The organism is Vibrio fluminensis (assembly GCF_015278125.1).
In the GTDB taxonomy this organism is placed as follows: domain Bacteria; phylum Pseudomonadota; class Gammaproteobacteria; order Enterobacterales; family Vibrionaceae; genus Vibrio; species Vibrio fluminensis.
Genome location: NZ_JADILO010000008.1, coordinates 33591 through 59087, shown reverse-complemented (window position 1 = coordinate 59087; position 25497 = coordinate 33591). Strand labels below are relative to the sequence as shown.

The window sequence follows — 25497 nt, the reverse complement described above, 5'->3', positions numbered from 1 at the left end:
CGGTTAGGCCTAAAACACGACACCCGCTTGGAAAATGACATTGGCATAAGGCGTGCATTCACCAGTACGAACCACTGCCTTACTTTGGTGAGTACGCTGCTTGAATTCTTGATGCGAAACGTATTCAACATTGAATACCTTGTTACAACGAGCTTGTTCTAGCTCAAGCTCAGTAAGTAGAGCTTGGTGAAGTTCAGGGCTAACATCAGCAAACTCTTGGGCAATAACCACACCCTCGATTTGCGATTCAGTCAAAATCACTCTAACTGTATCGATAAAACTCGGTACGCCATGTGTCAGGGCGAGATCAATTCGAGTCACATGGTCTGCTATCGGCAATCCGGCATCGCAGATAGTTATTTCATCGGTGTGTCCAAGCGTTGACACCAAGTAAGCAATTTCTGAATTTAGTAGGGTACTTTTTTTCATCTCATCGACCTTCAATCACACGTCTTCTGTTGTCAGTGGTGAATCAGTTTCGGCATCTAATTTGTTATCAAACCTGATTCATTTGCTGATAAAACACTCATCGAAACGTTTCGATGAGACTATAGAACAGAATTTTTTGTGGTCACTACCCCTTAGACATTAATGTGATTTCGATCGATAAGATTAGCCATTTATGGACAAATAAGTTGATGCCAATCACTTAAACCAACAATATAGGTGATAGTTGAATGACTAAACTAACGCTAAAACAACGCAAATACGGTTATATTTTTGTTTCACACAGAAAATCAATCAATTAGTGCGTATTTATCTTTCAAGATGATTTTTTCAGTCGTTATTGGATTCTTTATACAAGACAGAGGCTTCGGCTAAAATACTCTCTTAGCGCTCAAGCTCTTGAACGCTCGTCGGTATATACTTAAATCATCAAACATCGAAAAATAAGGATTCATTTTGAAAAAACTACTAATCGCCTTGGGCTTGATGTTATTTGTCGTTGGGTGCACCGAAGTGGGCAGTGAAGAATGGTGTGAAGATATGAAACAGAAAGCCAAAGGAGACTGGACAGCGAACGAAGCGACAGACTTTGCGAAGCACTGTATTTTCTAATAATGAGACTTGCCTTAACATTGTGATGGCATTATTCTCTAGCCAATAACGTACCAATGCCTAGTTAAGCCGCCGTTATATCTGCATACATTCATTTGCTGGCCGGGCATCGGTAGTTGGAATAGACTCTTTAATCCTTGTAACTATTACACACCCGCCACGATGCGATTGCATCTCGGCAAATTATTAGTGTTTACGCTTATGGACCAAGATAAGTTTACCAATATCTATCGTTTACCTACTGCATTGCAGATCCGTATTGGACGCTGGCAGCAAACGTTTAACGGCACATCAGATATCGTATTGCATAATGCGATTGAAGTGCGAAACAAGCAGTTTAAACGCCCAGAATTTTTACCGACAGGCTGGCATGTTAAGCCATTTAAGCTCGACGATATTTCCATTACTCATCATGGTAAATATATTCAGACAGCAATGCGCACCATGCTTGATCGCAAGGTATCATACAAGCGCGTCTATTTGTCACGAGTGCCATTTGAACAGGCAGAACCTGCTCTGCATGATTACAAACTTGAATGGATCAAAAAGCACAACCGGGTCGCAAACAAATATAACCAGATCAAGAAAAAACAGTTTATGCGTTTTGCTTATGAAGAAGTAGAAACCCTCTACCCTTCGATTCCTAAAGGAACATTTGATAAAGCACTATGGAATAAACTGGTTATTTCAGAGGTCGGTCCTGAGAAAAAGTTTGATAACCCTTACTTCGTTAAAAAAGCGTGTTTCTAGAACCAATCCGATACCGTACTGATCAACTGTAAAAAAGGGAGCCAATGCTCCCTTTTTTGCTCTCAGACAGCTTAAGCTGGTTTAAGCAGTAAATTGTTCCGCTCTAAACCGCGTCGAACGCTGTTGCACATCTTGCCGAAACGACGTATTTCATCAAATTGTGGCACCACTCCTCGTGATAACGCACTTTGCCAATAGGTCAGTTCACCATCCACCATCTCTAACAGCTTTTTCGGGCAACCCACACAGTTCCCTTTCGTACCACAAATAAACGTTTCTGGCTCATAGAGAGGGAGTTCAGCCAAAACTTGTTCGATAAGATTGTGCATCGCGGTTGCGCGATCAGGCTTCTTGGCAATAATCATTTGAAATCGGCTCGAGGTTTTATGTGAGGCGGATTATATGTGCCACGAGCAAGATTTCAAGTTCTGTTACCATGCGCTATATTGAGGTGCTTATCAACGCAAACGGTTAAGTCTATGTAGACAGCTATATTGCGATGGGTCACCGTATTAGAGAATAAAACGCCATACTAGTAAGGAAACACTATGCAACAACAAGTGCTCGATTTTTGGTTTAAACAACTCGAACCCAAAGATTGGTTTGTATACAATCCAGAAGTTGATCAACAAATTCAAACTCAATTTGGTTCGCTGCTTGAGCGAGCGGCACAAGCCGAATTGTTCGCTTGGCGCGACACTCCTCAAGGCCGCTTAGCGGAAATCATCGTCTTAGATCAATTTTCACGCAATGTATATCGCAATACTCCGCAGGCTTTTAGCCAAGATCCATTGGCGTTAGCACTGGCACAAGAAGCGGTTCGACTAGGAATAGACAAAGAGCTTAGCACCATCGAAAAATCCTTTCTTTACATGCCCTATATGCATAGTGAATCCGCATTAATCCATGAACAGGCGGTAGCACTGTTTGCTCAACCAGGCATGGAAAATAATTACGACTTTGAGCTCAAACATAAAGTGATCATTGACCGCTTTGGTCGCTACCCACATCGCAACGCCATTTTAAACCGCACAAGCAATCCAGAAGAGATTGAGTTTCTTGCGCAACCAAACTCGAGTTTTTAATGAGCACATATTTGTCAGGCTTAGCACTCGGCTTGTCTTTGATCATCGCCATCGGTGCACAAAATGCCTTCGTCCTTAAGCAAGGTATTCAACGTCATCACGTATTTCTCGTATGTTTTATCTGCGCGCTTTCTGATGCCATTCTTATTTCTGCTGGTGTGGCAGGGTTTGGCGCATTAGTAAAACAGTTCCCTAATCTTGAGATTATTGCTCGCTATGGCGGAGCACTATTCTTAACTTGGTATGGGGTGCGTAGCCTTTACTCAGCCTATAAAACCAATCACGTACTAACTCCGCAAGGAGATGCACAGGCCTCTGCTTGGCGTACAATACTCCTGTGCCTCGCATTTACTTGGCTTAATCCACACGTCTATCTTGATACTGTTGTACTACTCGGCTCGATCTCAACTCAATATGAACCGTATAAACTGCAGTTTGCGATGGGGGCTATAACAGGATCATTTCTATTTTTCTTTAGTCTAGGTTATGGGGCAAGAGTATTAGCTCCTTTGTTTCGACACGCTCGTGCTTGGAAAATACTAGAGAGCATCATCGGCATGATCATGTTAGCTTTAGCGCTTAAACTAATAACTTAAACGATCGCTATCAACATAGGGAAAATCATGATTGAGATTAAGGGACTGGATCATATTGTCTTGCGTACGACTCAACTCGAGAGCATGCTGCACTTTTATCGCGATACATTGAATTGTCCTGTTGAGCGCACCCTACCTGAGCTTGGTTTGACTCAACTGCGAGCAGGTAGCGCACTGATTGATATTGTTACTGTTGATAGCCAACTTGGCATGTTGGGCGGTAAAGCGCCTCAACAAGATGGGCGAAACGTTGATCATTTCTGCCTGCAAATTACCGCACTTCCTGAAGCCGAAGCACTGAAACTGGTAGAAAAATATAACCCTAGTAACCAAGAGTTCGTTGAACGTTATGGCGCCCAAGGATTCGGTCGTTCTATCTACCTAACCGATCCCGAAGGTAACGTCGTTGAACTCAAGCCAATTAAGGACATGCCATGATCTCATGTAGCCAATATGATTATCTTGAAATCGTCTGTATGTATCACTTCCCTTTAACGCTTATTCTACTTAATGGAACAAAGATACACGGTGTCGCGACTGATACGGGTTACAACGATGACAAGCAGGAATGCCTCATTCTCGAAAGTAACGGCAAATCACACTTTATCCCAACAGAACAACTCAAGAGCTTGCATGTCACCATCGACAACCCACATTTTTCATCAGTGGAATTTCAACAATAAAAAATCCAGCTAACGCTGGATTTTCCACTTCATTGCTCTTTCATCCAAAACTACAGCTTGTAGCAGCAGTCTAAACGGTAATCATCACCATTTTTTGCTGTGTACTCTTTATCTTCGCTGCAAGCCATTGGTTTACCTTTATGATCACCTTTTACAAGGCTTATCCAGTGGCGCATTGCTGAACTTGATTCCATTTGTGGGAAAGTCGTGCATGTTTCCATTTGAATATCATCAATAGTAATGAATTCAACGCTACCCGTACCTCTCTGACGGCCAAAGATCACTTCCATGTGGCTACCTGTGCCATCGCGGAAAAGTATTGAGTGTGGATGCTCTTTTTCGCCTGTAAAGGCTACAAAGTGTTTAGGATGCTTCAGACCGCTATGAGAACCATCTTTGAAGAAAGCCATTACATGGCGTAGGTCGATTACATACTCAGTTACATCGCAGTGAGATCCATTCTCTAGTGGGAACAGTCGATCTAACAGCTGCTTAGTTTTCATCTGCTTCTCTTGTGCTTGGTCCGCTTTGATTGCTTCCACGGCAAAGACTGCATTCGCAATAAAAGAAGTCGAATTTGTTTGGATTTCATTGTTTTCGAACGTTTGCATATTCATAGTCTTTCCCTCGCGTTATAACGCACAAATTTCTTATCCCTGGCAGCTCATGTAATTTGAATTTCAATTTGATGACAAATCTGTGAACTGCTTACTAGGAAGATTAGCGAATTTTTTACTACAATTTCACAACAAAAATTTTACACTGTGAATTTTACAAAATGCTGCTGTCAAAAAGTTTAATCCGTCAGTCCCATTTTTTAGGGACCAAGATAAGAAATCTTAGAAAACGTAACCACTTAACCATGGAGGATCTTTCTGCGCGTTGTATTCGTGTCAATCCTGAGTATGCTCCTTCGGTTTCCTATCTCTCTATGATAGAGCGCGGCAAGCGTGTGCCGAGTATCGATATGCTTGAGGTCATCGCCGAAGTTTTCCAAAAAGATCCCGCGTGGTTTTTAGATGACGAACCCAGTCACGAAGATATAACCCCTGATAAAGGTAACCGTGGTGGCATCAGTGGTATGGCACTAGAACCCAGTTTCTTGTTTTCCAAAGAAATCCTGCAAATTGCCATTCCTGAAATGTTGTCGCAAACGGGAATTACCGGTCGCCAATTTGCCCATCTCCTGATTCGAGCACATCAAGAGAGCCATCAAAACCACTTTCCCGATCTTGAACGTGCTGCAGAAGAAATTGGTCTAAAGCGACTGAATCTATCCACTCAAGACTTAATGGATATTGCACGCAGCATGGGGTTGACCATCCGATGGATTCAACGCGCACCGCAAGATGTGGTTGATGAACTTGGTATGAGTGCCAAGCAGGTGGTAACCTCATTTTTTGAGCCTCCGGGCAGTATTTACCTCAATGAGATTCTGCGCGACTACCCTACCCGTTTAAAATATGATTTAGCGGTCTATATTGGCCACTGTGTGCTCCATAGCAAAGAAGGCCTTAAAAGCGTTTTATCCGTTGGCCATGCCAACACTTGGGAAGAACAGCCTGAGCAAAACAACAATACCGAACTTAACTCACAGCACATATTGCAAGCGTGGCGGGATTTCGAATCCAGCTTTTTCGCTGGAGCATTGCTATGTCCAAAGGTCCCCTTCAGGCAATTACTCGACCGTAATGGCTACGAGATTGATGTGCACAAGAAAGCGGGCGTATCCCCTTCAGTGGCGATGCGACGTATGACGGTAGTCTCACCTTACCCACATTGGCACTATTTCGATGCTTATGGGCAAAACAAGCTAAAAGCGGTGTATCGTGGCAATGGTATCCCACTGCCTTGGGGGAATATGCGCAAGGTTAACGACCCTTGTCAGCACTGGGCTGTATTTAGACGTTTATCTGAGCCGCAAAATGGCAGCTCTGCGCAAATATCTATTCTGCACGTTGGCGATGAGCCTCGGATTTACTGCTGCGAGTCGATGAACATGACTGATCCGGCGGGAAATAACCGCGTACTTTGCGCAGGAATCGACCTCAACCCAGCAATCAATGCTCAAGGTGGACATGCGCTCTCTATCGCAGAAGAGTTAAAATCTCTGTGTGTGGCGAACGGCGGCAGCGCACCGATTCCTCATCACATCAAACGCGAATTTACCACTATTGCTAAGATCCTAAACATCAACTGGGTTGAGAGAGGCCTTAACTTTGATGCTCGAGTAATTTGCTCTAGAGGTGCGGTCTGCCCAAGGCAACCAAGTTGTTACAATGACTAAAAAGGGTCTGTAATCATTAAGGTAATCGCAAGAGCAAAAATAAAAAAAGCCAATCACAAATAGGTGATTGGCTATATATGAATGTGAACAAATTAGTAGGTTCACTAACAACGTCAGTTGGCTAGGTGACCCTCGGCTTAATAAGGGTCACTTTAACTAAAGCATCTATCGTGCCAACTTTTCAAATTACCAAAATTCAGTTAATTAGCACAAATAAACACCAATTGCAGCCCAACGATGTGCATAGCACGATTGCAAAATGCAAATTAGTTTCTAAATTGCAAAAAAATACATTTGCAAAATGCGATTATTAATCTTGAATACGCAATTTGTTTCTATACATCGCGGCATCAGCAATTTTAAACATGTCTTCAACCGACTCCATATCTGGCTGATAAATCGCAAAGCCAATGCTTGCTTGCAGCTCGATAGGTAGCGAATCATATTCAACTGGGTCATGAGTCAGATGGCTACGAACGCTCTCTATAATCGATTCTAAATGTGCCGGATCCATGATACGGGGTAAAAGGATTAAAAACTCATCACCACCAACTCGCGCAACGACATCTGACGACCGTAAAGCAGTTTGTATCCTCTGCCCTGCTAATTCCAAAACTCTATCACCCGCATCATGCCCGTAAAGATCATTTATCTCTTTGAATTTATCTAAATCTATGTTTAACAGTGCAAATTTTTCTTTTACTCCAGAACGTTTCGCAAGCGCAAACTGACGTTTGAACGTGAACATAAAGTAACGTCGGTTGGGTAGGCCTGTTAGTTCATCATGTAGAGAGCGCTGATTGGCGTTGCGATAGAGTCGCGATACTGCAAAATAAGCGCCGCAAAGCAACAGCAACGAGCTATAACCAATCAAGCGAGCACTGTTCAACTGATACCAATTAACGTCAGATAAAAAACTCTGATTCGCTGAAGCCGCAATCATCCATGTACCATTGGGAAATAGTACTAACTCGCTAGCAAACGCGTTTTTCAATGTTGAAGCATCGCCAAGTAAATAGGATTGTGGCTTAAGCTGTTCATCTACTGAGGCAATCGCCAAATTATAATTCTTAGCGAACTCCCGAACACCAGCGTTATCCAAAAGGTGCTCAAGATTGATAATCACGCTTACGTTCCCCCAATAGAGTTGATTGAACGGTGGGTCGATATAGATAGGAACCCTAGCGACCAAGCCAAGATCACCATTATCGAGTTCAACAGCATCTGCAACTAAAGGCTCTTGGTTTAACTGGTAGTCAAGTTTAGCGCCCTGATTACGTCGCGGGTGGCCAATACGTCTTCCGATGTAACGTTCATACTTGTAGGGGTAGACCAATTTAATCACATCATCAGGAGCGAGAATGATTCCCTTAATATGCGAACTGCGCTCAATCACAATCTGAGCCACCTCTCGCCAACTCACTCGCGAGAACTCACTGTTTGCCGCAACCACAACAGGTAAACTGTTGACGAGATAGATGTCAGAGATGATGAGGGCTTCTAAGCGAGAGCGTATAATAGAAAGCTCTTCCCTTGCCCTATCGCGCTCTGTCTGTTGGATGTATTGGTGCTGAACATTATTTATGTATTCTATGCACGCGATCGCTAAAACAATGAGGATAGCAAAACACAACGTTAACGAACGGTGCCAGCTACGTTCAAACCTCATAAAGTCTCCCAGTAAAATGAGCTAAACATTTATCTCTTGAATGACTGATGATCTTACGCCATCGTTAACCAAACTACGTACAAGCGATAAGTAATGACAATTGGTGATATCTTTATCAATTATTACAAAATATAGTAAAACTGATGAAAAAACACCGATAATCTTGCTTTTAATGACAAAAATGACGACAAAGGGAGGGGGATATGGTGCCTGAATCACCACGCTGGTTTCAAGTCGAAAAAGGAAAACTGATTCATATTGAACAATTCTTAACCATCGGCACAGCCAATACTCTTCTACACAACTTAACGCACAATATTTCATGGCAACAAGAGTCCATTACTATGTTTGGACGTTCAATACTACAACCAAGACTTCAAGCATGGTTTGGCGACAAAAGCTACCAATATTCCGGCTTAAAACTAGAACCGCATCCTATGCCACCAGCTCTAGAAAAGCTGAAACAGCAATGCGAACACATTTGCCAGCAACCTTTTAATAGCGTCCTTCTTAATCTCTACCGCGATGGTCATGACTACATGGGTTGGCATCAAGACAATGAAAAAGAGTTAGGGGAACATCCTACCATTGCCTCTATCAGCCTCGGGGCGTCTCGGAAATTTTCTCTCAAACAAAAGTACGGCGATAAGAAGATTGATTTCGAACTCACCCACGGCAGTTTGCTCGTAATGGCTGGAGAATTACAACATCACTGGCGACATGCTCTACCTAAGAGTCGGAAAGTGTCTCAACCTCGCATCAACCTCACATTTCGCAATATCATCTAAAGCGACAATTTGCGCCTAAACTCAATGAGAAGATTGAGCTTCTTGCACTAAAATACCCTCAATCTGACATGCGGCTTACATTGATATGTGTGATGTTTGCTAATCTGCGCTCTCATCACTTATAAGCTAGGATATGCTAATGCGTCACACCTTACTTTCTCTGCTGCTTGGGTTTGCTCTATCGCACAACGCGTATGCTAATACGCCTTCGACATACCAAGAGTCAGCCAATCTGATCAAACAAACCTACGAACAGCAGCTCTACACGCTGCCAGCTTTTAAAGAAGGTCACTACGGTTTGAGAATGTATCGCCAAACTCTTGACCCTAAGTATGCTGCAGCAATTTGGAGTGACCTAGCCCGGGTTGCAAGCCGCTTGAACTATTTTGCCGCCGAAGTAAACACGCCAGAAAGTATCTATGTATATTCAGAAGGTCGCTTATCTGGTTATATTGGTGATGACGATGAGCGCAGTATCCGTCGCTTTAACGCGACCAAACATATGCCTGAGTATCTCTACCTTGGCGTCGATCTTCTTGGCTCAATGGCGAGAGCAAACGAATACGGATTAAAACACCAACAAGATGAAAAACTACGTCAAGTCATTCGCCACTACGATTTTGCGCGCTACGCAACCGAGCCTGATATGATCCGCGCATGGGCGGCACAATTAGCAAATCAAGTATATTGGCTCCGCCAACTCGGCGAACAAGACGTGGTAGATGAGTTTATCAATAGTTTCCGTGCAACTTATCCAGATAATATCGATAAGAAGCTATCACCACAGCAATATGGCAATAAGCTTTATGGTATGACTCACATCATATTTGCAGACTCTCAATATTACCAAAAGCAAGTAGACGCCAAGCAACACCAGTGGATTTATGACTACTTCCGTAAGAATATTGACCAAATCATACTTCGAGCAAAAGAAGATGTGATTGCGGAAGTCGGCATTTCGTTCTTACTCGCGGGTCTAGAGGATGATCCTGTAGTTGAAAAAACCCGTAAAGCGATCAATAAAGCGATCGATAAACAAAAAGGGATGGTTCCGTCTGTCACCGGGGACTTTAATTTCTCTCAAGGTGAGCATCGTAATGTATTGGCGATTATGTTGTTAGATTGGCAGCAAGTGAACAAAGCGCCCACTTTCTTGAACCAGCCAGAAATATTTTCTCGGATGCCTTACGGTCTAGAGCCCAAATAGACTACCTGATTTAAAGTAGAGCCCTAGCAGCTTAGGGCTCTACTTTGAGATGGCAACTACGCTAACTTTGATTGTCGAAATGCCCACCACTTTGGTAGAACAACATTCGCTACCGTAGATACAACAATTAAGCTCAATCCCATCAACTGATATCGATTAAATTCAACATCGAAGAATATCAATTGCCAAATGGCCGTAAACAGTAAGTTGGTAAAAATCAGTGGTGCCAGTTGCGAGCCTGAATCAGCTAATTTGTATGCTCTCGCACGAAATACTTGGGTATTAATAATCAATACAGCGAGAACCATCAGCACCACCACAACCAACAGCGAACTCGTCTCCTGAGGATACCAAAACACCTGTTCAAATCTCGCACTTACAAGCAACATTGGCACAATAAACAGCGCGGCAAAAATAAACGTCCAAAAGTTAATTTCATAAGGATTAAGTTCACTCTTACTCGCACGATACAAGCTCAATTGAGAACCCGCATTAAACACGCCTGCCGCCAAGCCAACTAGTAGTTCAACACGAAACTCGATCCCACTGACGTCACCTGCCAGCAAAACAACACCGGAGAAAGTTCCGACTAGTGCCGCTATGGTGAGCACTGAAATTGGCACACCATAGATTAATTTTTCTAACAAAGGTAAGAAGAGAGGACCAGTACCAAACAAAACCACACTTTCCACCAAAGTTAAGTGGGAAAGTGAATAGATAAAACAGACTTGGCAAGCACCGATACAGAAAGCCCTAACCCAAATTGGTTTGAGTAATTGACTCGAAGGAACACGTAACTTGAGACCAATAAAAAACACCATCAAAATAATGCTTGGTAGAAAGAAGCGTAGAAAACTAAGTAAATTAGAGTCTAACTGAGTAGTCAGATATTTAGTCAATAGGCCGGTTAATGACAAACTGAACGTTGAGGACAACATAAATAATACTGGGTACCACTGGCGCAACATAATCACCTCCCTATAGTTGCGCACATTGTAGCCTGCCTATACCCTATTGAATAACGAATAAAATTAACGCAAATTGTAAGGAATACTTACAGATGAAGGCTCTTCCACCTTTAAAGTCACTTTACTCATTTGTCGTGGTGGCACAGACGGGCAGCATGACTGAAGCCGCCAAACAATTGCACGTTAGCCACTCTGCAATCAGCCAAGCCATCAAGAGTCTTGAGACTCAATTGGGACGCCCGCTATTTAAACGTCAGGGAAGACAAGTCATCCTTAATGCTACTGGGCAAAAATATTATTATCAAATCGCTCCAGCATTAGAGACCATTGTCACGGCAACCAATGCAGTCCGTTCAGTGACTCATTCACCCCGAATAACACTTAATATGGTTAACTCACTGGCAATGCATTGGTGGATTCCCAATATGCCTAGCTTCAGTAGTTATGCCCCAAAGGTGGATGTCCGTATATCTACGTTAATTGGCAGCTTTGCTTTGGAAGAAGAAGGGGTCGATATCGCTATTATTCACGGTAAAACCGACGATTGGCTTGATTACTATTGTGAAAAACTTGCAGATGATGAGCTCGTGATGGTCTGCCACCCAGATTTGCTTAACCACGCGACTACGCCCAAAGCGTTGCTAGAAAAGTACCCAGCGATCCTCGCTGCTAATGATAGACGAAAGTACGATTGGCAGGTTTGGTGCAACGAAAATGACTTAGCTATGCCTGAAGTCAGCCAGAATCTAAGTTTCGTCGCTTCTGTGCAAGCGGTTCAAGCATGTATTCGTAAATTAGGTGTCTTTGTCACGCATCGTCTATTTATCAAAGATGATGTAGAACAAGGATTATTAGTTGAAGTTGGAAGTACTACTTTAAATCCTTATCAAGAGTTCTATTTTGCTTGCCGGCGAGAGAGCCTCACAAATGAAAATGTCCTGACAATTAGAAATTGGATCCGAAAGCAATTTGAATCCTTAAACTAGGAAATAAACGCGATGAATGAGGCCTTTTTGTTTGGCACAAGAAAATAATTCATATATTTACTTGATGTTTATCACACAATTTAAGCTTATCACGCCTTCATAGTGGAGATTCTTCTCCTAGACTTACTTCTGCAATATGAACGCAGGGGCACATTAGGGCATGAGTAATTTCGTTGGCAGTCATCTAGAGGAAATGGCAGATATACGCGCTACACGAAAGTGTAAATTGGTGCGCTTATGTTCAATTATAACCCTTATTGTCTTGCTTGGATTCTCAGCTGAATATTTCTACCATCGAGAATATACCAACACCACCATCAATATAATCTGCAGTCTGATTGTCAGTTTCAACCTTTGGCAATTAAAACGTAATGATGGACTTTCCTATACCGATGTGACACTAACTGGTGTCTTGATGTTTCAAGGACTCTCGTTGTTATTATATGAGGCTCAATTTGCTGAGAAGCTCATTTGGTTGTTTCCTTTAATGGTTGCGGTGATCATTATCAACGAGTTCAAGATTGGTTTGATATGCAGCACTATCTTTTGTCTGCTTGCTATCGCGAGTACTCTTTTTAAAACATCACCTGAAGCCGCTGCAAACTCACAAAATAGCTTTCTACTCGGTTTAATGGTCAGCTGTATTATCTGTAATACGGCATCGTATTATCACTCCAAACTATTGAGCTATATTCAGTCTTTGTATAAAGAAGGAATCGAAGATCTTGCCTATCTAGACCAATTAACTGGCTTAGCGAATCGTTGGAGTTTTGAAAATTGGGCACACACCAAACTGGTAGAGGTTCGTAACTTATCAACGACAACTGCATTAGTGTTTCTGGATATTGACGATTTCAAAGAGATCAATGATACCTATGGACATGATGTCGGCGATCGCGTACTGCAAAATTTCTCTAGAAGACTGAAAAACAACATCCGCACTCGAGATCGTAAAAACAATCATCACGATTACTCAATCGCACGTTTCGCTGGCGATGAGTTTGTGATCTTACTTTATGATGTTAGGAGTAAAAAAGATCTCGATGGTATTTTGGGGCGAATTAGCCAGCTCTTCCATGATAGTTATGCTGGTAATAATAAGGTGAGTAACTTAACCGTCAGTGTTGGTGTTGCCCTGTACCCACAAGATGCTGATAACTTGCACGAGTTGACACGATGTGCTGACAAAGCAATGTATGCGGCTAAGCACTCAGGAAAAAATCAATACCGATACTACAGCGGTTCAATTCTAAACTCTTTAGAGGAAATGCCCCTAGAGCATAATGTTCGCGATATCGGCTCAGCCAGTCAGATACATAAAACTGAGCAGAGCAATCAATACAAAAAACACCCACAACGCGTAACGTAAAGATTGAGTGTCTTTACGATTCGGTTTTGATTGCTTTGTTTTCAATTCAGGTTCAGATTCGCCCGTTGCTTTTATCGACATAAGCTTTTTCTCAAAGTCTCGATGACTCTGAGCTTGATTCGCAATATGACCAAATCGACGCAATTGATCTTGCGTAAAGTCCTTCGCTGGGTCGTAGCGATTATTGGAGTTCGTTTGTCTGGGTCCTACTGCCATTTCAACCTCCTCAAATTTCCTTTAATTTGAGTATAGTCAAAAGGTTGTTAGTTTACCGAACAGATAGCCCCAAGTGGAAGATTGCAGAGTAATAGCAACAAAACCCGACTCACTAAATCGCCGGATTTATCTTGGTTCTGTAAGGGAAAATGTTGAAATTGTGGCTAGACTATTTGATAGGGAGTACAAGTTTATAACCGGAAAAGGACACAATCCACTGCCGTCCTCTATTGTCATAAAATCAATAGACTTGGTTATCGCCGCGCTTTACGCGCGGCTTTTGTTTTGGCTAGCGCCAACGAATACTATAAATATTCACATAGATAAGCCGTCGCTAACTCGACTTTAATTTGAAACGAAGAATCGCCCGCTACGTTGAAAGCTTCACCATCACGGAAAGTGATCCACTCTTCTTCACCATCACGCTTAATCGTCAGAGCACCCTTAATAACCATCATTCTCTCTGGCGCTGCTGTACCAAAGGTGTATTCACCAGGCGCCATTACGCCAACACTCGATTCGTCACTTTGTTGAGTAAAAGCTAGTGACTGGACACTTCCTTCAAAATATACATTGTGCTTCATTTTTTATTCCTTACTAATTTGAACAACTGCTATTCGAACTACGTATATCTAAACAATTCAACGTCTAAACCTGTTGACCAAAAAATAGCGAACGGATTAAGAAGCCTATTTCCAGCCCACTCATCTACGACTTGGCCTAACAGAGAAACTCGTTTGATTAGTACAGTATCAAACTTACAGTGATTGTTTTGTAACCCAAAACTTGCACGACAACAAGCAATAACTTACGGTTTATACTTTAGTTTTCTCACTCAGCACAATGGTAACCAGCTCCTTATATGACAGATCACGAATCAAAAATCCCAACTCACCGACTGGCTAGAATTGGGCAATTCGCTTCACTTGCAACTCGCATTGGCAGCAATGTTGTCGCTGAGGGGACAAAACAGTTACTTAGAGGAGAGAAGCCACAAGCTAAAGATTTGGTTTTAACGCCTGGTAACATTAAGCGCGTTACTGATCAACTCGCTCACCTTAGAGGTGCCGCAATGAAAGTCGGCCAAATGCTATCAATGGATAGTGGAGACATGCTCACGCCAGAACTCGCGGACATCCTTTCTCGCTTAAGATCTGATGCAAACCCAATGTTATCGAAACAACTCAATCAAGTTTTGGTATCAGGACTTGGTGAAGACTGGAAGCACGCTTTTCTATCATTCAATTTCAAGCCAATTGCGAGTGCCTCCATTGGGCAAGTTCACCAAGCATACACTGACGATGGGGATAAGGTCGCAGTAAAAGTTCAGTATCCGGGGATTAGCAATAGTATTGATAGCGATGTAGATAATGTGGCTACCCTACTTAATATTATTGGTATTATTCCCAAAGACATAGACTATAAGAGCCTCCTTGAAGAAGCTAAGAAACAACTTCATGCGGAAGCAAACTATCGACTAGAGTGCCAATACTTGGAACGTTACCGCTCCCTTCTAAAACACCAAGATAACTTCATCGTTCCACGCGCCTACCCTGAATTGAGCAGTAATACAGTTCTTACTATGGAATACGTTGACGGTGTGGATATAGAAACCTTAGTTAATTCATCACAAGAATTGCGCGATCGTGTAATGAGTGATTTGTTAGCACTATTTTTTGCAGAAATCTTCGAGTTTCAACTGGTGCAAACCGATCCGAATTTTGCGAATTATCAATACAATCATGAATCTCAAAAGATAGTCTTGCTCGATTTTGGGGCGACAAGAGAATACAACCATAATATTAGTCAAGGCTATCGTTCTGCCTTCAAAGCAGTCATACAGGCTGACGATGAGGCGCTAGAAAATGCGTTAAAACAAATCGGCTTTTTCAGCCAGACTATTATTGAAATGCAAAAACAGGCCATCATAGATTTAGTGAAGCTTGCCTGCGAACCAATGCGTTACGACGGAATCTATGATTTCGGACAATCCGACCTAGCGAATAAAGTGCGCCAGCAAGGTTCAGCGCTGAGCTTTCAAGAAAACTACTGGCATACCCCTCCAATCGACGCGATTTTTTTACACAGAAAAATCGGTGGACTTTATTTACTCGCTGCCCGACTGAAAGCCAGAGTCAACATTCACACTTTAGTTACACCATATCTAAGTCTATAGTTTATCTTTGCGCATAGGTTCAAACTTCCTTACATCAAAGTTGCCTTTGGCTATCTATTTTTACAATCTAGTGTCCGCTAATGATGTAAATGAGGATTAGCATTCGTGAAAGCATGGGATGAATCAACAAAACTAACTTTCAGTATTATACGCTATTTAATAGTCAGTATATCGATTGCCGCTATCGGCGGCTTGTTGGTCCTCATCTACCAGAGCTATCAAGAATCCATCGATCCAAAGCGTGTCTATGGCCGCTGGCTCGAAGTGGGTACCTCTGCCAACACTCGCTATACTATTGAATTCAATGAAACTGGCGTATTTCGCAATAACCGTCTCGTAACCACTAAATTTGAGTTTAACGGCAATAAAATTTTCATTGCTACAGGCTCCGGCGAATATATCTATCAACTAAGTAACATCAAAGATATTCCTCGACTACGCAGGCTTCAGCCTAATAGCCCGACTCAACACTTTGTAAAACAAGGGTATGAACACCTAATCAATTTAGAAGGTGGCGGAATGGCCAATAAGCGACGCTCAGCCATCTCAGATCACTTTAACTAGTCCGCACAAGTTCCGCCTAATGAGTGAGTACTAACTGACATGGTTCCACTCGCAACATCTTCAAATATCTGAGAATCGTCAACGTCAAAATCGCTCAACCATTTCGGAGCTTCAAGCAATTCTATATACTCTCGCATAAGATAATCAAAGAATAGAACTCGAATAAATGAACGATATCAAATCATTGCTTCCTAATAGTTGGGACGCATTCTCTCAACAACTTGATACCAATGTACTACTTCTAACCATCGCCAGTTTGGTTATCTGGTTAATATGGCGCATTATCTATGGACGCCTAGAAGCTCTTGTAGAGCGCACGCAAATTCATTGGGACAACTTAACCTTACACGCTCTTAAAACGCCAATTAGTGTCTTAATTTGGTGCTGGCCTGCGACTATTTCTCTAGGGTTTGTATTGCAAAAGCAAATGGGCAGCAAACTCGATTGGCTCAGTACTGTCAAACTCATCCTTGTTATTGCCATTTTTGTCTGGTTTGTCATGCGTCTTATCAACAACGCTGAAGAGTACGTACTTGCTCAGAAAAAGCGTGATGAGACCACTGTCCAAGCAGCCGCAAAAGTTGCGCGCCTGTTCTTTTTGACCATTGGTGCATTAACCATTATGCAGGCATTTGGTCTGAGCTTATCTGGTCTGCTTACTTTTGGTGGTGTTGGTGGCTTGATCGTCGGTCTAGCCGCAAAAGATTTACTTTCCAATTTCTTTGGCGGCATGATGATCTATTTTGATCGCCCATTTAAAGTCGGTGATTGGGTGCGCTCGCCGGATCGTCAAATTGAGGGAACAGTAGAACGTATTGGCTGGCGCATGACTATCATTCGCACATTTGATAAGCGCCCTTTATACGTACCCAATTCAGTCTTCAGTAACATTGTGGTTGAAAACCCCTCTCGTATGCTTAATCGTCGAATCTATGAAACCGTGGGCTTACGTTATGATGATGGCGCAAAAGTGGAAAAAATTACTCAAGATATCAAAGCTATGTTAGCAAACCACCCTGATATCGATGCCAATCAAACGCTGATAGTAAACCTCAATGGGTTTGGAGCCTCTTCGCTAAACGTGATGGTGTACACCTTTACCAAAACCATCAATTGGATGCGTTACCAGGAAGTAAAACAAGACGTGTTACTGAAGATAATCGAGATCGTGGCAAACAATGGCGCTGACATCGCCTTCCCTACACAAACTTTGAAAATTGATCCTATTAATGCGGGTGAATTACCTCTTCTAGACTCATAAAACGCTATAGCCTTCCTATTGGAAGGCTTTACTTTCCACCTCGCGCCTCTCTTCTCTTTTGAGGCCTTTTTGTCGATGCTCTGCTCGCCAATAAAGCCAGATCATCAACAAACTCATAGCTAAGCAAAGTAAGAACAACCAATTAGAGTTAAATTTTTCAATCATTATGCCGCCAATCCACGGCCCAGCAGCAAACCCCAAAGAATAAAGTGCCGCAGCACCAAAATAAGAACCTCGTAAATGCGGAGGGGCCAAACGATCTATCTGTACATTTAATGTTGGAAACGCAATTACCTCTCCTAAGCTAATGACAAAACAAGCAATTGCCCAGCCAATAGGATAGTCCGCAGGAGTCAGCATAAAACCTATTTGCGCCACAGCCATTAACGCCATGCCGATTCGAGTACGAGAGAAGAGTGGCACTCTCTCTAGCCATTTAAGCATTGGGAATTGAAAGATGACTATGGTCAACGTATTGACCAGCACCAGACTTGCAATAATTTTAGCTGCGACTTCAGGGTTTTCTCGCACGATGACTTGAGGAAGTGATGACTCTATTTGGGCATAAATAAACATCATTAAAAAATTAGCGATTAACAACAGCAGAAAGATGCGGTCCTGTGCAATAACTTTCATCGCAGCCCGAAAGTTAGGCAAAGAAGAGGTATCCAGTCGACAATAACCGCCCTTTCTTTCGATCCCAAAAAGGATCAAAAATAGATAAATAATGAATGCAATACCGGTGAAAAAGAAGAGAATTTGCGGGTTATCAAGCGCTAATGTAACTCCAAGCAAAGGACCAACAGCCCCGCCAACATTGATGACAAAATAACGTATGTTCAACGCGAGTTCACGATCTTTCACATCAGCTAAATTATCACTGATTACCGCTTTAGAGGGCGCTTCAATCATAGGCCGCATCAATCCGGACAAGACCACTAACAAGTAGAATTGCCAAACTTCACTGGCAAATCCAATCCCGCCAAACGCAACAGCCGCAATACAGCTTCCTATCGCCATCACCAATCTGCGACCAAACTTATCAGAAAGATAACCAGAATAGAGACCCGTTAATGAGGCTATCAGCGCGGATATCGCCAACATACTGCCAACATCAATAGCGGACACGCCATAGTCTTGATAAAGAAAAACGATCAAAAAAGGCCACGCCATGAAATAACTCGTGCGAGTGACTAATACACCAACCAACACAATCCAAATGGGTAAATTAAACCGTCTCACTCGTTGCCATTGAAATAGGCTCTGCTCTGTATCCATACTCACCTCCTTGTGCGCCTAATCACACTACATGATCTTGTATATGATTGGAAATGGCTGATATTCAACACAAAGAAAAACGGGCCATAAATTAAGACCTGTTTATATTAGTTATTTAAGTACAGATAGTTAGATTGACTGACCTTGGTAATATAGCTTGCCTTCGGATAGCGAAAAATCTGGCTTACTCCACCAATTCTCAGTTTTAACATCTGAGTCTAACTCGAAACTCTCCCCTACCATTGGGGTAACAAGTTTTGCGTCGATTGTTTTAGTCTCTTGCAGCAAGTCATCAATCGGCTCATCCCAATAATGAGCAAACAACTCATAGGTCGACCAATGGACTGGCATTAACATTTTGGCTTGTAAGTCTTGATAGGCACGCGCAGTATGCTTCGCTTGCATATGCCCCCAGTTTTCTACAGGAAAGCCTCGACCCTGCTTAACGTTAGCCGCAACTTCAATAAAAGCGATATCAAAAGGCCCGAAACGCTCTCCTATTTGCTTGAAGTGGTTATCATAAGCAGTATCGCCACTGTAGAACAACGAGCCACTCATCCCCTTAATCACCCACGATGCCCAAAGTGTTGCATTGGAATCGAATCCAGTACGACCAGAGTTATGGTTAGCGGGTGTTGCGGTTAACTCAACACTATCAATCTCCACGGATTGCCACCAATCTAACTCTTCAATTTTCTCAGGTGCGACGCCCCATTTTTCAAGATGACGCCCCACAGCCAACGGCACAATAAATGTCACTGCCTTGTCGGCATAAAAGCGAATCGTGGCTTCTTCTAAGTGATCGTAGTGATCATGTGAAATGATTATCGCATCTGGTGTCGGCAATGATTCACGATCAATTGGTGCGCTCACATTACGTGAAAACAAACGTTTGGCAAACCACGGAGAAGCGTAGTCAAAGACCGGATCAACTAATAGCTTTTTGCCATCAATTTCAATAAACAAGCTTGAATGTCCCAACCATGTTACTCGCGGTGACGCCGGTATTGTGTCAAACAAATCCGGGTCAATCGACTGGTATGGTAGTGGCACATTCGGCTTTAGTAATGCACGCTCAAAGAAGAACTTCTTCATCACACTCGACATACTTTCATTGCTAGCGACCTTAGGTAAATGGCTTACAACTTTGCCGTTTTGAAATTGAGGAGATTGTGCAATACGCTGCTGACGTACCCTTTCACTATTCAACATCGCTGTCGAACGACTAAACGGATTCATTTTCTCGACCAAATTAAAAACTACCGAGTTAGTAAGCTTGCCCATTTTTATGACCTATTCACTATCTTAAAAAGTAAACGATAGTGTATACTTTAGAAACTAATTAATTAAAAGTAAACACTATCGTTTACTTTTATGCATAGTGAAGCTGAGTCATGGTTAAAATTAGCGATTTAAAACAAGAAGATATCATCACTTCCGCCATTCAAGTTTTTTCTCAAAAAGGCTTTGAGCAAGCGAGTATGGAAGGTATCTCAAAGCAAGCTGGTGTATCTAAACGCACGCTTTACAAGTACTACCCAAACAAAGATGCCCTATTTGAAGTCATTGTAGATAAGATGATATGTCGATTTGATGACCAAACGACGGCAAAATTTGAACCTTCAGTGTCAATTGAACAGCAGCTGACAGAATTAACCTTAAAGCAGCTGTGCTATATCAATACTGAAGACTTTCAGATAACTGCGCGCATGGTAATGGCAGAGTGCATTCGCTGTCCAAAAGCATCGAGTATGCTGATGAGTAAATTTGAGACAATTGAAGATTGTTACGGACTACACGAATGGGTACGTCAAGGTATTGAGGCGAACTACCTAGAAGTAACCAACATATCATTAGCCGTAGAGCAGTATATTGGTAGTATTAAGGCCGTCGTGTTTTGGCCACAATTACTGGCGCACCAAACACCACCTAGTTGTAGTGAGCTGAAACTAGCGGTCGAAAATGCAGTAAAAAGTTTTGCCGCTGCTTACAAAGTTAACAAGTAGTCCTCACTAGTTAATTCAATATTCTGTTTAGCGCATCTTTGATGCGCTATACCCCAATAATATCTCCCTGCGGATCCACCCATTGGTTGCTAACCAGTTAGAAGCGATTTCAATCGCCTTCTCGCTGACTCACTTTGCATTTGACTAACAGCAAGATTAACCAAACTTACTTGGCAATATGCCAACAATATAGAGCAAGAAAATACCAGTATATATTTCGCTAAAAACTCATCTTGATAGAACTTAATCATCGGTATATGCCAAAGGTATATCCAAATGGAATTTTTCGCGCAGAAAGAAACAAATCTATCCAATTTAAGCAATACAACAACTGTCTGCAGTTTATCTTTTACAACAAATAAAATCATAGTGATAAACAACGCATAAGAGGTATAGTACAAGGATGGTGGGTATTTCATCTCCTGAGTCGAAATCCACTCCCCTTTACGTAAATAAAGTAGAATCGCAAATAACAAACATACCCCGCCACTCGCCATGAGTAAGTACAGTTTGGATGGCCTCGATAACACGCCGAGTCTTAGTCCGACGGCAAATAGTAATGAGTAGGGTACTAAATAATGGGTTACTTGCGAAACAATAGCGACCAAAGCGTTATCCATGAATGGCATTGAGATAAACCTAACAACTTCATACCCCAACATACCTAAACCAACGACTAAAAAAAACCGCTGATCGGAAACCGTTTTAATACTAAATTCGTACATTATTGGCGCCACTAAGGCCACCAATAAAAACACCTTGATGATCCAAACATAGCCAATACCGTCAATCAGCAAAAACGAAGTCGCGATTGTTCGTAGATTTAGCTCTTCACTACTTGGCATCAGTAGCCATAATGAAAGAAAATACCCGCAGAGAAAAAGCCATACCGGTAATACCAATCTTGCGACTCGCTTAACTAAATAATCGCTATATGAAGATGACTTTTGATAGCTCAGGAAGAAAGACATTCCTGCAACTACAACCATTAAAGGAACATCAAAATTTCTAATTTGAAAGATAATATCTGGCGGATTTACATGAGCTAACACGATCATTGCCAAGCCAATAAATCTCAATACATCTATATAAAAACAACGCAAAATAACTCTCCGTAAATAGCAGTCGTTTAATTTCCTTATTAAACAACTACTATCCTAAAGCAATAGATAAGTTATTTCCCGCTAAACACTAAGTGTATCAAATTTGATAATCAATGAAACCAATTGCTTAGATATAGCGATGCACTGCAAGATTAGACCAATGCGCTCCCGTAATAATAACTCAAGGTCAAACTCTACTAATAGACAAGCCTAGTAGCATCATAGACATCTAATTGATTTTTAGAATAAAACCAACATACTCGTTGTCATTTTCTATTAATACCTTGCCAGCGATAACGTTTAGTTCAGAAATTTACTTTGATCTTGCCAATAAAATCATCAACTTTAGACTGAGTTAAGCTTTCACTTTTATACAGAGACAGCATTTTAAACTGACAACCTTTCGTACAAGCACCCAGCAGAGCAATTTTCAGTATCCGTTTTACTGGTTGCCAAAGTACAAATGTGTCTACCCACCAAGGGGAACCTAGAGTAGTGATCACTTTAACTTCTTTGAGGTTATCCAGTCGAGGTTGAATCGCACCAAGATCTGATGCGTGATCATAAGCATGACCTGGTGCCCAAACACGGTCAAACCAACCTTTTAAAATCGCAGGAAAGCCAAACCACCAAGTAGGGAAAACCAACACCAAAGACTCCGCTTGTTTGAGCTGAGCAATCTGCTGCTCAATTCCTTTCGCATCAAAAGCTGAAGTGTAGTAACTTTCTCGTTCAGCCTGATTCAAGCTAGCTTCAAACCCTTGATTATATAAATCAAGGACTTCAACGTCATACCCCTTCGATGAAAGGTGTCCAATGGCTTCAGTGCTTAAATGATGACAAAGACTATTTTTGAGTGGATGGGCGATGACAACTAAGCACTTCATAAATCTTCCTTAATTTCGTGAACTGTTCAATTTTTCAACATAGTGCCGAAAGATTTGTATCAACTCAACAAGTGAAGTGCGATTTAGAATATTCTGCCAAACGCTAATTATTGAAGTGGTTAGCTAAAGGTTTGAACGTAAAGTGCTTCAACTTTATCACGAGCCCATTGAGTCTTACGCAAAAACTTCAGCGATGACTTAATCGATGGATCTTTACTGAAGCAGTTAACTCTCACTTCCTCATAAAGCCCTGCCCAGCCATAATGTTCAACAAGACGAGTGAGGATCTTTTCTAGTGAAAGACCGTGCAGCGGGTTGTTTGGTTGATTATTCATGAAGCTAAGCTTCCTTCGTGATTGATATATAAATTTCCCGCTATCATACCAAGTGCTACGCCAGTTACCTATTTAAAATAAAGCTAGAACGAAAAAGCCTAGCGTATAGCTAGGCTTGGTCTGGAGAGGATTTCGACTGTTGATTAGTTCAATGCTTCAATCAGCTTAATCTCGCGCTGCAGATTAATTTTGTCTGCGTTTAACGCTTGCTTCAAGTTGGCTTTTCGCTCAGCAATCGCTTGTTGTGCGGCTTGGTCATTATCAAACATCAATGCTTTAACGTTGATAGAAGCAATATTGGTGTAGCGACCATCTTCACTCATTGGTACATCTATTTCGCCCGAGTTGATCAATGCTTTCACCACTTCACGTTGCTCGGCATATTGATTATCTAACCCGCTCAGGTGCCAACGCTGCATAGGTTTACCTTGGTAAACACCATCTTTTTCTTCGCTCAGGTACTTAATGGTTAGGTTGCGAATAGTACCCGCTTCTTCACCATACTCTGCTTCGGTATCAAATAGAACCGGGAATTGACGGTTTTCTAAGACACCACCTTTCTTAGTCAAATGCCCCATACGGTAGCTATTCATCCCAAGGCGGATTTCTGTATCATTGGTAATTACTTCACCATCAGCAAACTTAAGGTCTGTAATACGTTGACCTTTAGGTTGAGTCAAATCGATAGTGTAAATAACACCGGCAAAGAAATCGTTGGTCGAGTACTTAGATGCACGACGGATTGGGTCAAAGCTGTAGGTCACATCACCCGGTACCACCGAGTTAAAGTAGCCTGCTGACCACTCCATATACGTTTTCAGCTCTTTACCCGTCATCTGATAGACTGTAATTTCGCCACCCGCATACTGGTAGTTGTAAGCAATATCCTTCGCTTTAATCGGTCCAACATCCAACTCTGCATTGTCGTTGTCGATTTGTAGCGCGATCACATTTGCTTTCGGCGCGTAGAAAAAACTCGCCTCTTGGAATAGCGCGCTGATCCCCGTATCTTGGATATGAACTTGTGGAATACCGCGAATTTCATTCTCTGGAACTAAATCAACCCCTTTCAGCTCTGCAACGGCTCGGTTAGCCATCTCACGTAAACGCTTGTGATACGGTTGATATAACGCATCCATCTGCTTATCAGAAGCGATACCGTTAATTTTATAGGTGTAGCTGTCTTTATTAACTAAATTGAATTTACCATCACGCTCTTCAAATTGCAGATCAATTCGAGAAAGAGCACGACCATATTTATCAGGCTCAGTGATAATCACACCATTGACGACGGCTTTATCAATGCGAGTATGCATATGACCCGCCACAATTGCATCAAGCTCTGGGTTGGCATTCGCAATATCAGTCACGCCCGTATTGGCGATATAGTTCTCGTTATCCAAGCCCATATGCGCAACCAATACAATCGCATCTACCTTGTCATCAATTTGCTCAATAACTTTCTTAACTTCTAACGTTGGGTTGGTAAATGTCACCCCTTCTAGGCGGTTAGTACCTTCAGCAAACACTTGTGTCATTGGCGTATCCATACCAATCACACCGATTTTGATCCCATCACGTTCAATAATGGTGTAACCCGGCAGGAATGGGTTGCCGTCAGGACGTTTAATGTTGCCGCCCAATGATTGACCTTTGAATTGTCTTAGCGAACGATCTAATACGTTTAGACCAAAATCAAACTCGTGATTGCCTAATACCCAGACGTCGTAATTCATGTGGTTAAAACCCAACACCATCGGATCGACAGGCTCATCTTTAAAGGTTTCAACAAAGTTACCCTGAATGGTATCACCCGCATCAACAAGAATAGTGTTCGACTGTTCTTCACGGATCTCCGCTACTTTGGTCGCGATCTGACTCAAACTACCACGCATATTGAGTTTATCTGCCGCATAATCCCAAGCCATAAAATGACCATGTAGATCAGAGGTGCCTAAAATCGTTACTTGATGGATATCACCGTCAGCGGCCAAGGTAGGAAAGGTAAGAGAGAGCAAAATAGCGCTCGATAAGATGTGTTTTTTCATTCTTTGTATTCATCTGGTTGTAAACAAATCATGCGCATACTAGTGAACACAAACTCAATCTAATGTGATCATCATCGACTATTACCAAAAGTTAATGATTAGGTTTTCATTATTACGTGAACTAATTCTTATTTAAAACAGAATATGTAACTATTACTTGCCCGTTAATTCAGACA

At 42.0% G+C, this 25497-nt stretch carries 28 protein-coding genes; 15 read left to right on the top strand and 13 right to left on the bottom strand.

The genetic code is table 11. The features are described 5' to 3' along the window. Positions 1-9: 9 nt before the first annotated feature. Positions 10-429 (bottom strand): D-ribose pyranase, encoded by a 420-nt coding sequence (gene rbsD, locus IRQ95_RS07865; RefSeq protein WP_194436419.1) that lies wholly within the window; start codon positions 427-429, stop codon positions 10-12. A gap of 504 nt (positions 430-933) precedes the next feature. On the opposite strand from rbsD, the gene IRQ95_RS07860 reads away from it, so the two are divergent. Further along, positions 934-1059, top strand: coding sequence for a DUF3012 domain-containing protein (locus IRQ95_RS07860; protein ID WP_431358049.1), 126 nt, complete (start codon positions 934-936; stop codon positions 1057-1059). A 201-nt stretch (positions 1060-1260) separates the two neighbouring features. Beyond that, a complete protein-coding gene (locus tag IRQ95_RS07855) occupies positions 1261-1809 on the top strand; it encodes an MSHA operon transcriptional regulator (RefSeq protein ID WP_194436417.1) in 549 nt (182 codons plus the stop codon). A gap of 71 nt (positions 1810-1880) precedes the next feature. Here IRQ95_RS07855 and IRQ95_RS07850 read toward each other — a convergent pair whose 3' ends face one another. Continuing rightward, positions 1881-2174: a hypothetical protein gene (locus tag IRQ95_RS07850; RefSeq protein ID WP_228481335.1), complete on the bottom strand. Its 294-nt coding sequence runs from the start codon at positions 2172-2174 to the stop codon at positions 1881-1883. Between the two features lie 183 nt (positions 2175-2357). Between IRQ95_RS07850 and IRQ95_RS07845 the strand changes: the two genes are divergently transcribed. Genes IRQ95_RS07845 through IRQ95_RS07830 form a run of 4 tightly spaced genes read left to right on the top strand, consistent with a single transcriptional unit; the run spans position 2358 to position 4173 of the window. Continuing rightward, positions 2358-2894 carry a DUF924 family protein gene (locus tag IRQ95_RS07845; RefSeq protein ID WP_194436416.1) on the top strand — a complete coding sequence of 179 codons (537 nt, stop codon included), beginning with the start codon at positions 2358-2360 and terminating at the stop codon, positions 2892-2894. Continuing rightward, positions 2894-3490, top strand: a complete 597-nt coding sequence (locus IRQ95_RS07840) for a LysE/ArgO family amino acid transporter (protein WP_194436415.1) — start codon at positions 2894-2896, stop codon at positions 3488-3490. The genes IRQ95_RS07845 and IRQ95_RS07840 overlap by 1 nt, the downstream gene beginning before the upstream one ends. 27 nt (positions 3491-3517) lie before the next feature. Beyond that, the gene (locus IRQ95_RS07835) at positions 3518-3928 is read left to right on the top strand and encodes a VOC family protein (RefSeq protein WP_194436414.1); all 411 of its coding nucleotides are present in this window, start codon (positions 3518-3520) and stop codon (positions 3926-3928) included. After that, positions 3925-4173, top strand: a complete 249-nt coding sequence (locus IRQ95_RS07830) for a Rho-binding antiterminator (protein WP_194436413.1) — start codon at positions 3925-3927, stop codon at positions 4171-4173. Before IRQ95_RS07835 ends, IRQ95_RS07830 begins: the two co-directional genes overlap by 4 nt. Before the next feature lie 50 nt (positions 4174-4223). On the opposite strand, the gene IRQ95_RS07825 is transcribed toward IRQ95_RS07830, so the two are convergent. Continuing rightward, the gene (locus IRQ95_RS07825; RefSeq protein ID WP_194436412.1) at positions 4224-4790 is read right to left on the bottom strand and encodes an aldolase/citrate lyase/malate synthase family protein; all 567 of its coding nucleotides are present in this window, start codon (positions 4788-4790) and stop codon (positions 4224-4226) included. 161 nt (positions 4791-4951) lie between these two features. Here IRQ95_RS07825 and IRQ95_RS07820 point away from each other — a divergent pair, with 161 nt between their 5' ends. Then, a complete protein-coding gene (locus tag IRQ95_RS07820; protein WP_194436411.1) occupies positions 4952-6460 on the top strand; it encodes a DUF3612 domain-containing protein in 1509 nt (502 codons plus the stop codon). A 310-nt stretch (positions 6461-6770) separates the two neighbouring features. Here the strand turns inward: IRQ95_RS07820 and IRQ95_RS07815 are convergent, their stop codons facing one another. After that, positions 6771-8129, bottom strand: a complete 1359-nt coding sequence (locus IRQ95_RS07815) for a sensor domain-containing diguanylate cyclase (protein ID WP_194436410.1) — start codon at positions 8127-8129, stop codon at positions 6771-6773. Between the two features lie 203 nt (positions 8130-8332). On the opposite strand from IRQ95_RS07815, the gene IRQ95_RS07810 reads away from it, so the two are divergent. Both IRQ95_RS07810 and IRQ95_RS07805 read left to right on the top strand, forming a co-directional pair. After that, entirely contained in the window at positions 8333-8917 is a 585-nt protein-coding gene (locus IRQ95_RS07810; RefSeq protein WP_194436409.1) for an alpha-ketoglutarate-dependent dioxygenase AlkB family protein, read from the top strand. A gap of 139 nt (positions 8918-9056) precedes the next feature. Beyond that, positions 9057-10124 (top strand): DUF3541 domain-containing protein, encoded by a 1068-nt coding sequence (locus IRQ95_RS07805; RefSeq protein ID WP_194436408.1) that lies wholly within the window; start codon positions 9057-9059, stop codon positions 10122-10124. A gap of 56 nt (positions 10125-10180) precedes the next feature. Here the strand turns inward: IRQ95_RS07805 and IRQ95_RS07800 are convergent, their stop codons facing one another. Continuing rightward, positions 10181-11092, bottom strand: a complete 912-nt coding sequence (locus IRQ95_RS07800) for a DMT family transporter (RefSeq protein WP_194436407.1) — start codon at positions 11090-11092, stop codon at positions 10181-10183. Between the two features lie 92 nt (positions 11093-11184). On the opposite strand from IRQ95_RS07800, the gene IRQ95_RS07795 reads away from it, so the two are divergent. Further along, entirely contained in the window at positions 11185-12078 is an 894-nt protein-coding gene (locus tag IRQ95_RS07795) for a LysR substrate-binding domain-containing protein (RefSeq protein ID WP_194436406.1), read from the top strand. 160 nt (positions 12079-12238) lie between these two features. Further along, a complete protein-coding gene (locus tag IRQ95_RS07790) occupies positions 12239-13447 on the top strand; it encodes a GGDEF domain-containing protein (RefSeq protein ID WP_194436405.1) in 1209 nt (402 codons plus the stop codon). On the opposite strand, the gene IRQ95_RS07785 is transcribed toward IRQ95_RS07790, so the two are convergent. Next, entirely contained in the window at positions 13379-13663 is a 285-nt protein-coding gene (locus IRQ95_RS07785) for a hypothetical protein (RefSeq protein WP_194436404.1), read from the bottom strand. The two genes, IRQ95_RS07790 and IRQ95_RS07785, sit on opposite strands and share 69 nt — an antisense overlap. 305 nt (positions 13664-13968) lie before the next feature. Next, positions 13969-14247: a pyrimidine/purine nucleoside phosphorylase gene (gene ppnP, locus IRQ95_RS07780; protein ID WP_194436403.1), complete on the bottom strand. Its 279-nt coding sequence runs from the start codon at positions 14245-14247 to the stop codon at positions 13969-13971. Between the two features lie 278 nt (positions 14248-14525). Here ppnP and IRQ95_RS07775 point away from each other — a divergent pair, with 278 nt between their 5' ends. The 3 genes from IRQ95_RS07775 (at position 14526) to IRQ95_RS07765 (ending at position 17664) form a co-directional block, all read left to right on the top strand. Further along, positions 14526-15839, top strand: a complete 1314-nt coding sequence (locus tag IRQ95_RS07775; RefSeq protein ID WP_194436402.1) for an ABC1 kinase family protein — start codon at positions 14526-14528, stop codon at positions 15837-15839. 105 nt (positions 15840-15944) lie between these two features. Continuing rightward, positions 15945-16403, top strand: a complete 459-nt coding sequence (locus tag IRQ95_RS07770; protein ID WP_348541588.1) for a DUF2850 domain-containing protein — start codon at positions 15945-15947, stop codon at positions 16401-16403. Positions 16404-16569: 166 nt separating this feature from the next. Further along, a complete protein-coding gene (locus IRQ95_RS07765; protein ID WP_194436401.1) occupies positions 16570-17664 on the top strand; it encodes a mechanosensitive ion channel family protein in 1095 nt (364 codons plus the stop codon). A gap of 15 nt (positions 17665-17679) precedes the next feature. On the opposite strand, the gene IRQ95_RS07760 is transcribed toward IRQ95_RS07765, so the two are convergent. Both IRQ95_RS07760 and IRQ95_RS07755 read right to left on the bottom strand, forming a co-directional pair. Beyond that, positions 17680-18942: an MDR family MFS transporter gene (locus IRQ95_RS07760; RefSeq protein ID WP_194436400.1), complete on the bottom strand. Its 1263-nt coding sequence runs from the start codon at positions 18940-18942 to the stop codon at positions 17680-17682. Between the two features lie 129 nt (positions 18943-19071). Then, entirely contained in the window at positions 19072-20181 is a 1110-nt protein-coding gene (locus IRQ95_RS07755) for an MBL fold metallo-hydrolase (RefSeq protein WP_228481340.1), read from the bottom strand. Between the two features lie 155 nt (positions 20182-20336). Between IRQ95_RS07755 and IRQ95_RS07750 the strand changes: the two genes are divergently transcribed. Continuing rightward, positions 20337-20948 (top strand): TetR/AcrR family transcriptional regulator, encoded by a 612-nt coding sequence (locus IRQ95_RS07750; protein ID WP_194436398.1) that lies wholly within the window; start codon positions 20337-20339, stop codon positions 20946-20948. 89 nt (positions 20949-21037) lie between these two features. On the opposite strand, the gene IRQ95_RS07745 is transcribed toward IRQ95_RS07750, so the two are convergent. The 4 genes from IRQ95_RS07745 to IRQ95_RS07730 form a co-directional block, all read right to left on the bottom strand. After that, the gene (locus tag IRQ95_RS07745; RefSeq protein WP_228481339.1) at positions 21038-22027 is read right to left on the bottom strand and encodes an acyltransferase family protein; all 990 of its coding nucleotides are present in this window, start codon (positions 22025-22027) and stop codon (positions 21038-21040) included. A 329-nt stretch (positions 22028-22356) separates the two neighbouring features. Further along, positions 22357-22938: an NAD(P)H-dependent oxidoreductase gene (locus IRQ95_RS07740; RefSeq protein ID WP_194436396.1), complete on the bottom strand. Its 582-nt coding sequence runs from the start codon at positions 22936-22938 to the stop codon at positions 22357-22359. A gap of 119 nt (positions 22939-23057) precedes the next feature. Then, positions 23058-23273: a VF530 family protein gene (locus IRQ95_RS07735; RefSeq protein ID WP_194436395.1), complete on the bottom strand. Its 216-nt coding sequence runs from the start codon at positions 23271-23273 to the stop codon at positions 23058-23060. Between the two features lie 143 nt (positions 23274-23416). Further along, a complete protein-coding gene (locus IRQ95_RS07730) occupies positions 23417-25321 on the bottom strand; it encodes a bifunctional metallophosphatase/5'-nucleotidase (protein WP_194436394.1) in 1905 nt (634 codons plus the stop codon). Positions 25322-25497: the final 176 nt, after the last annotated feature.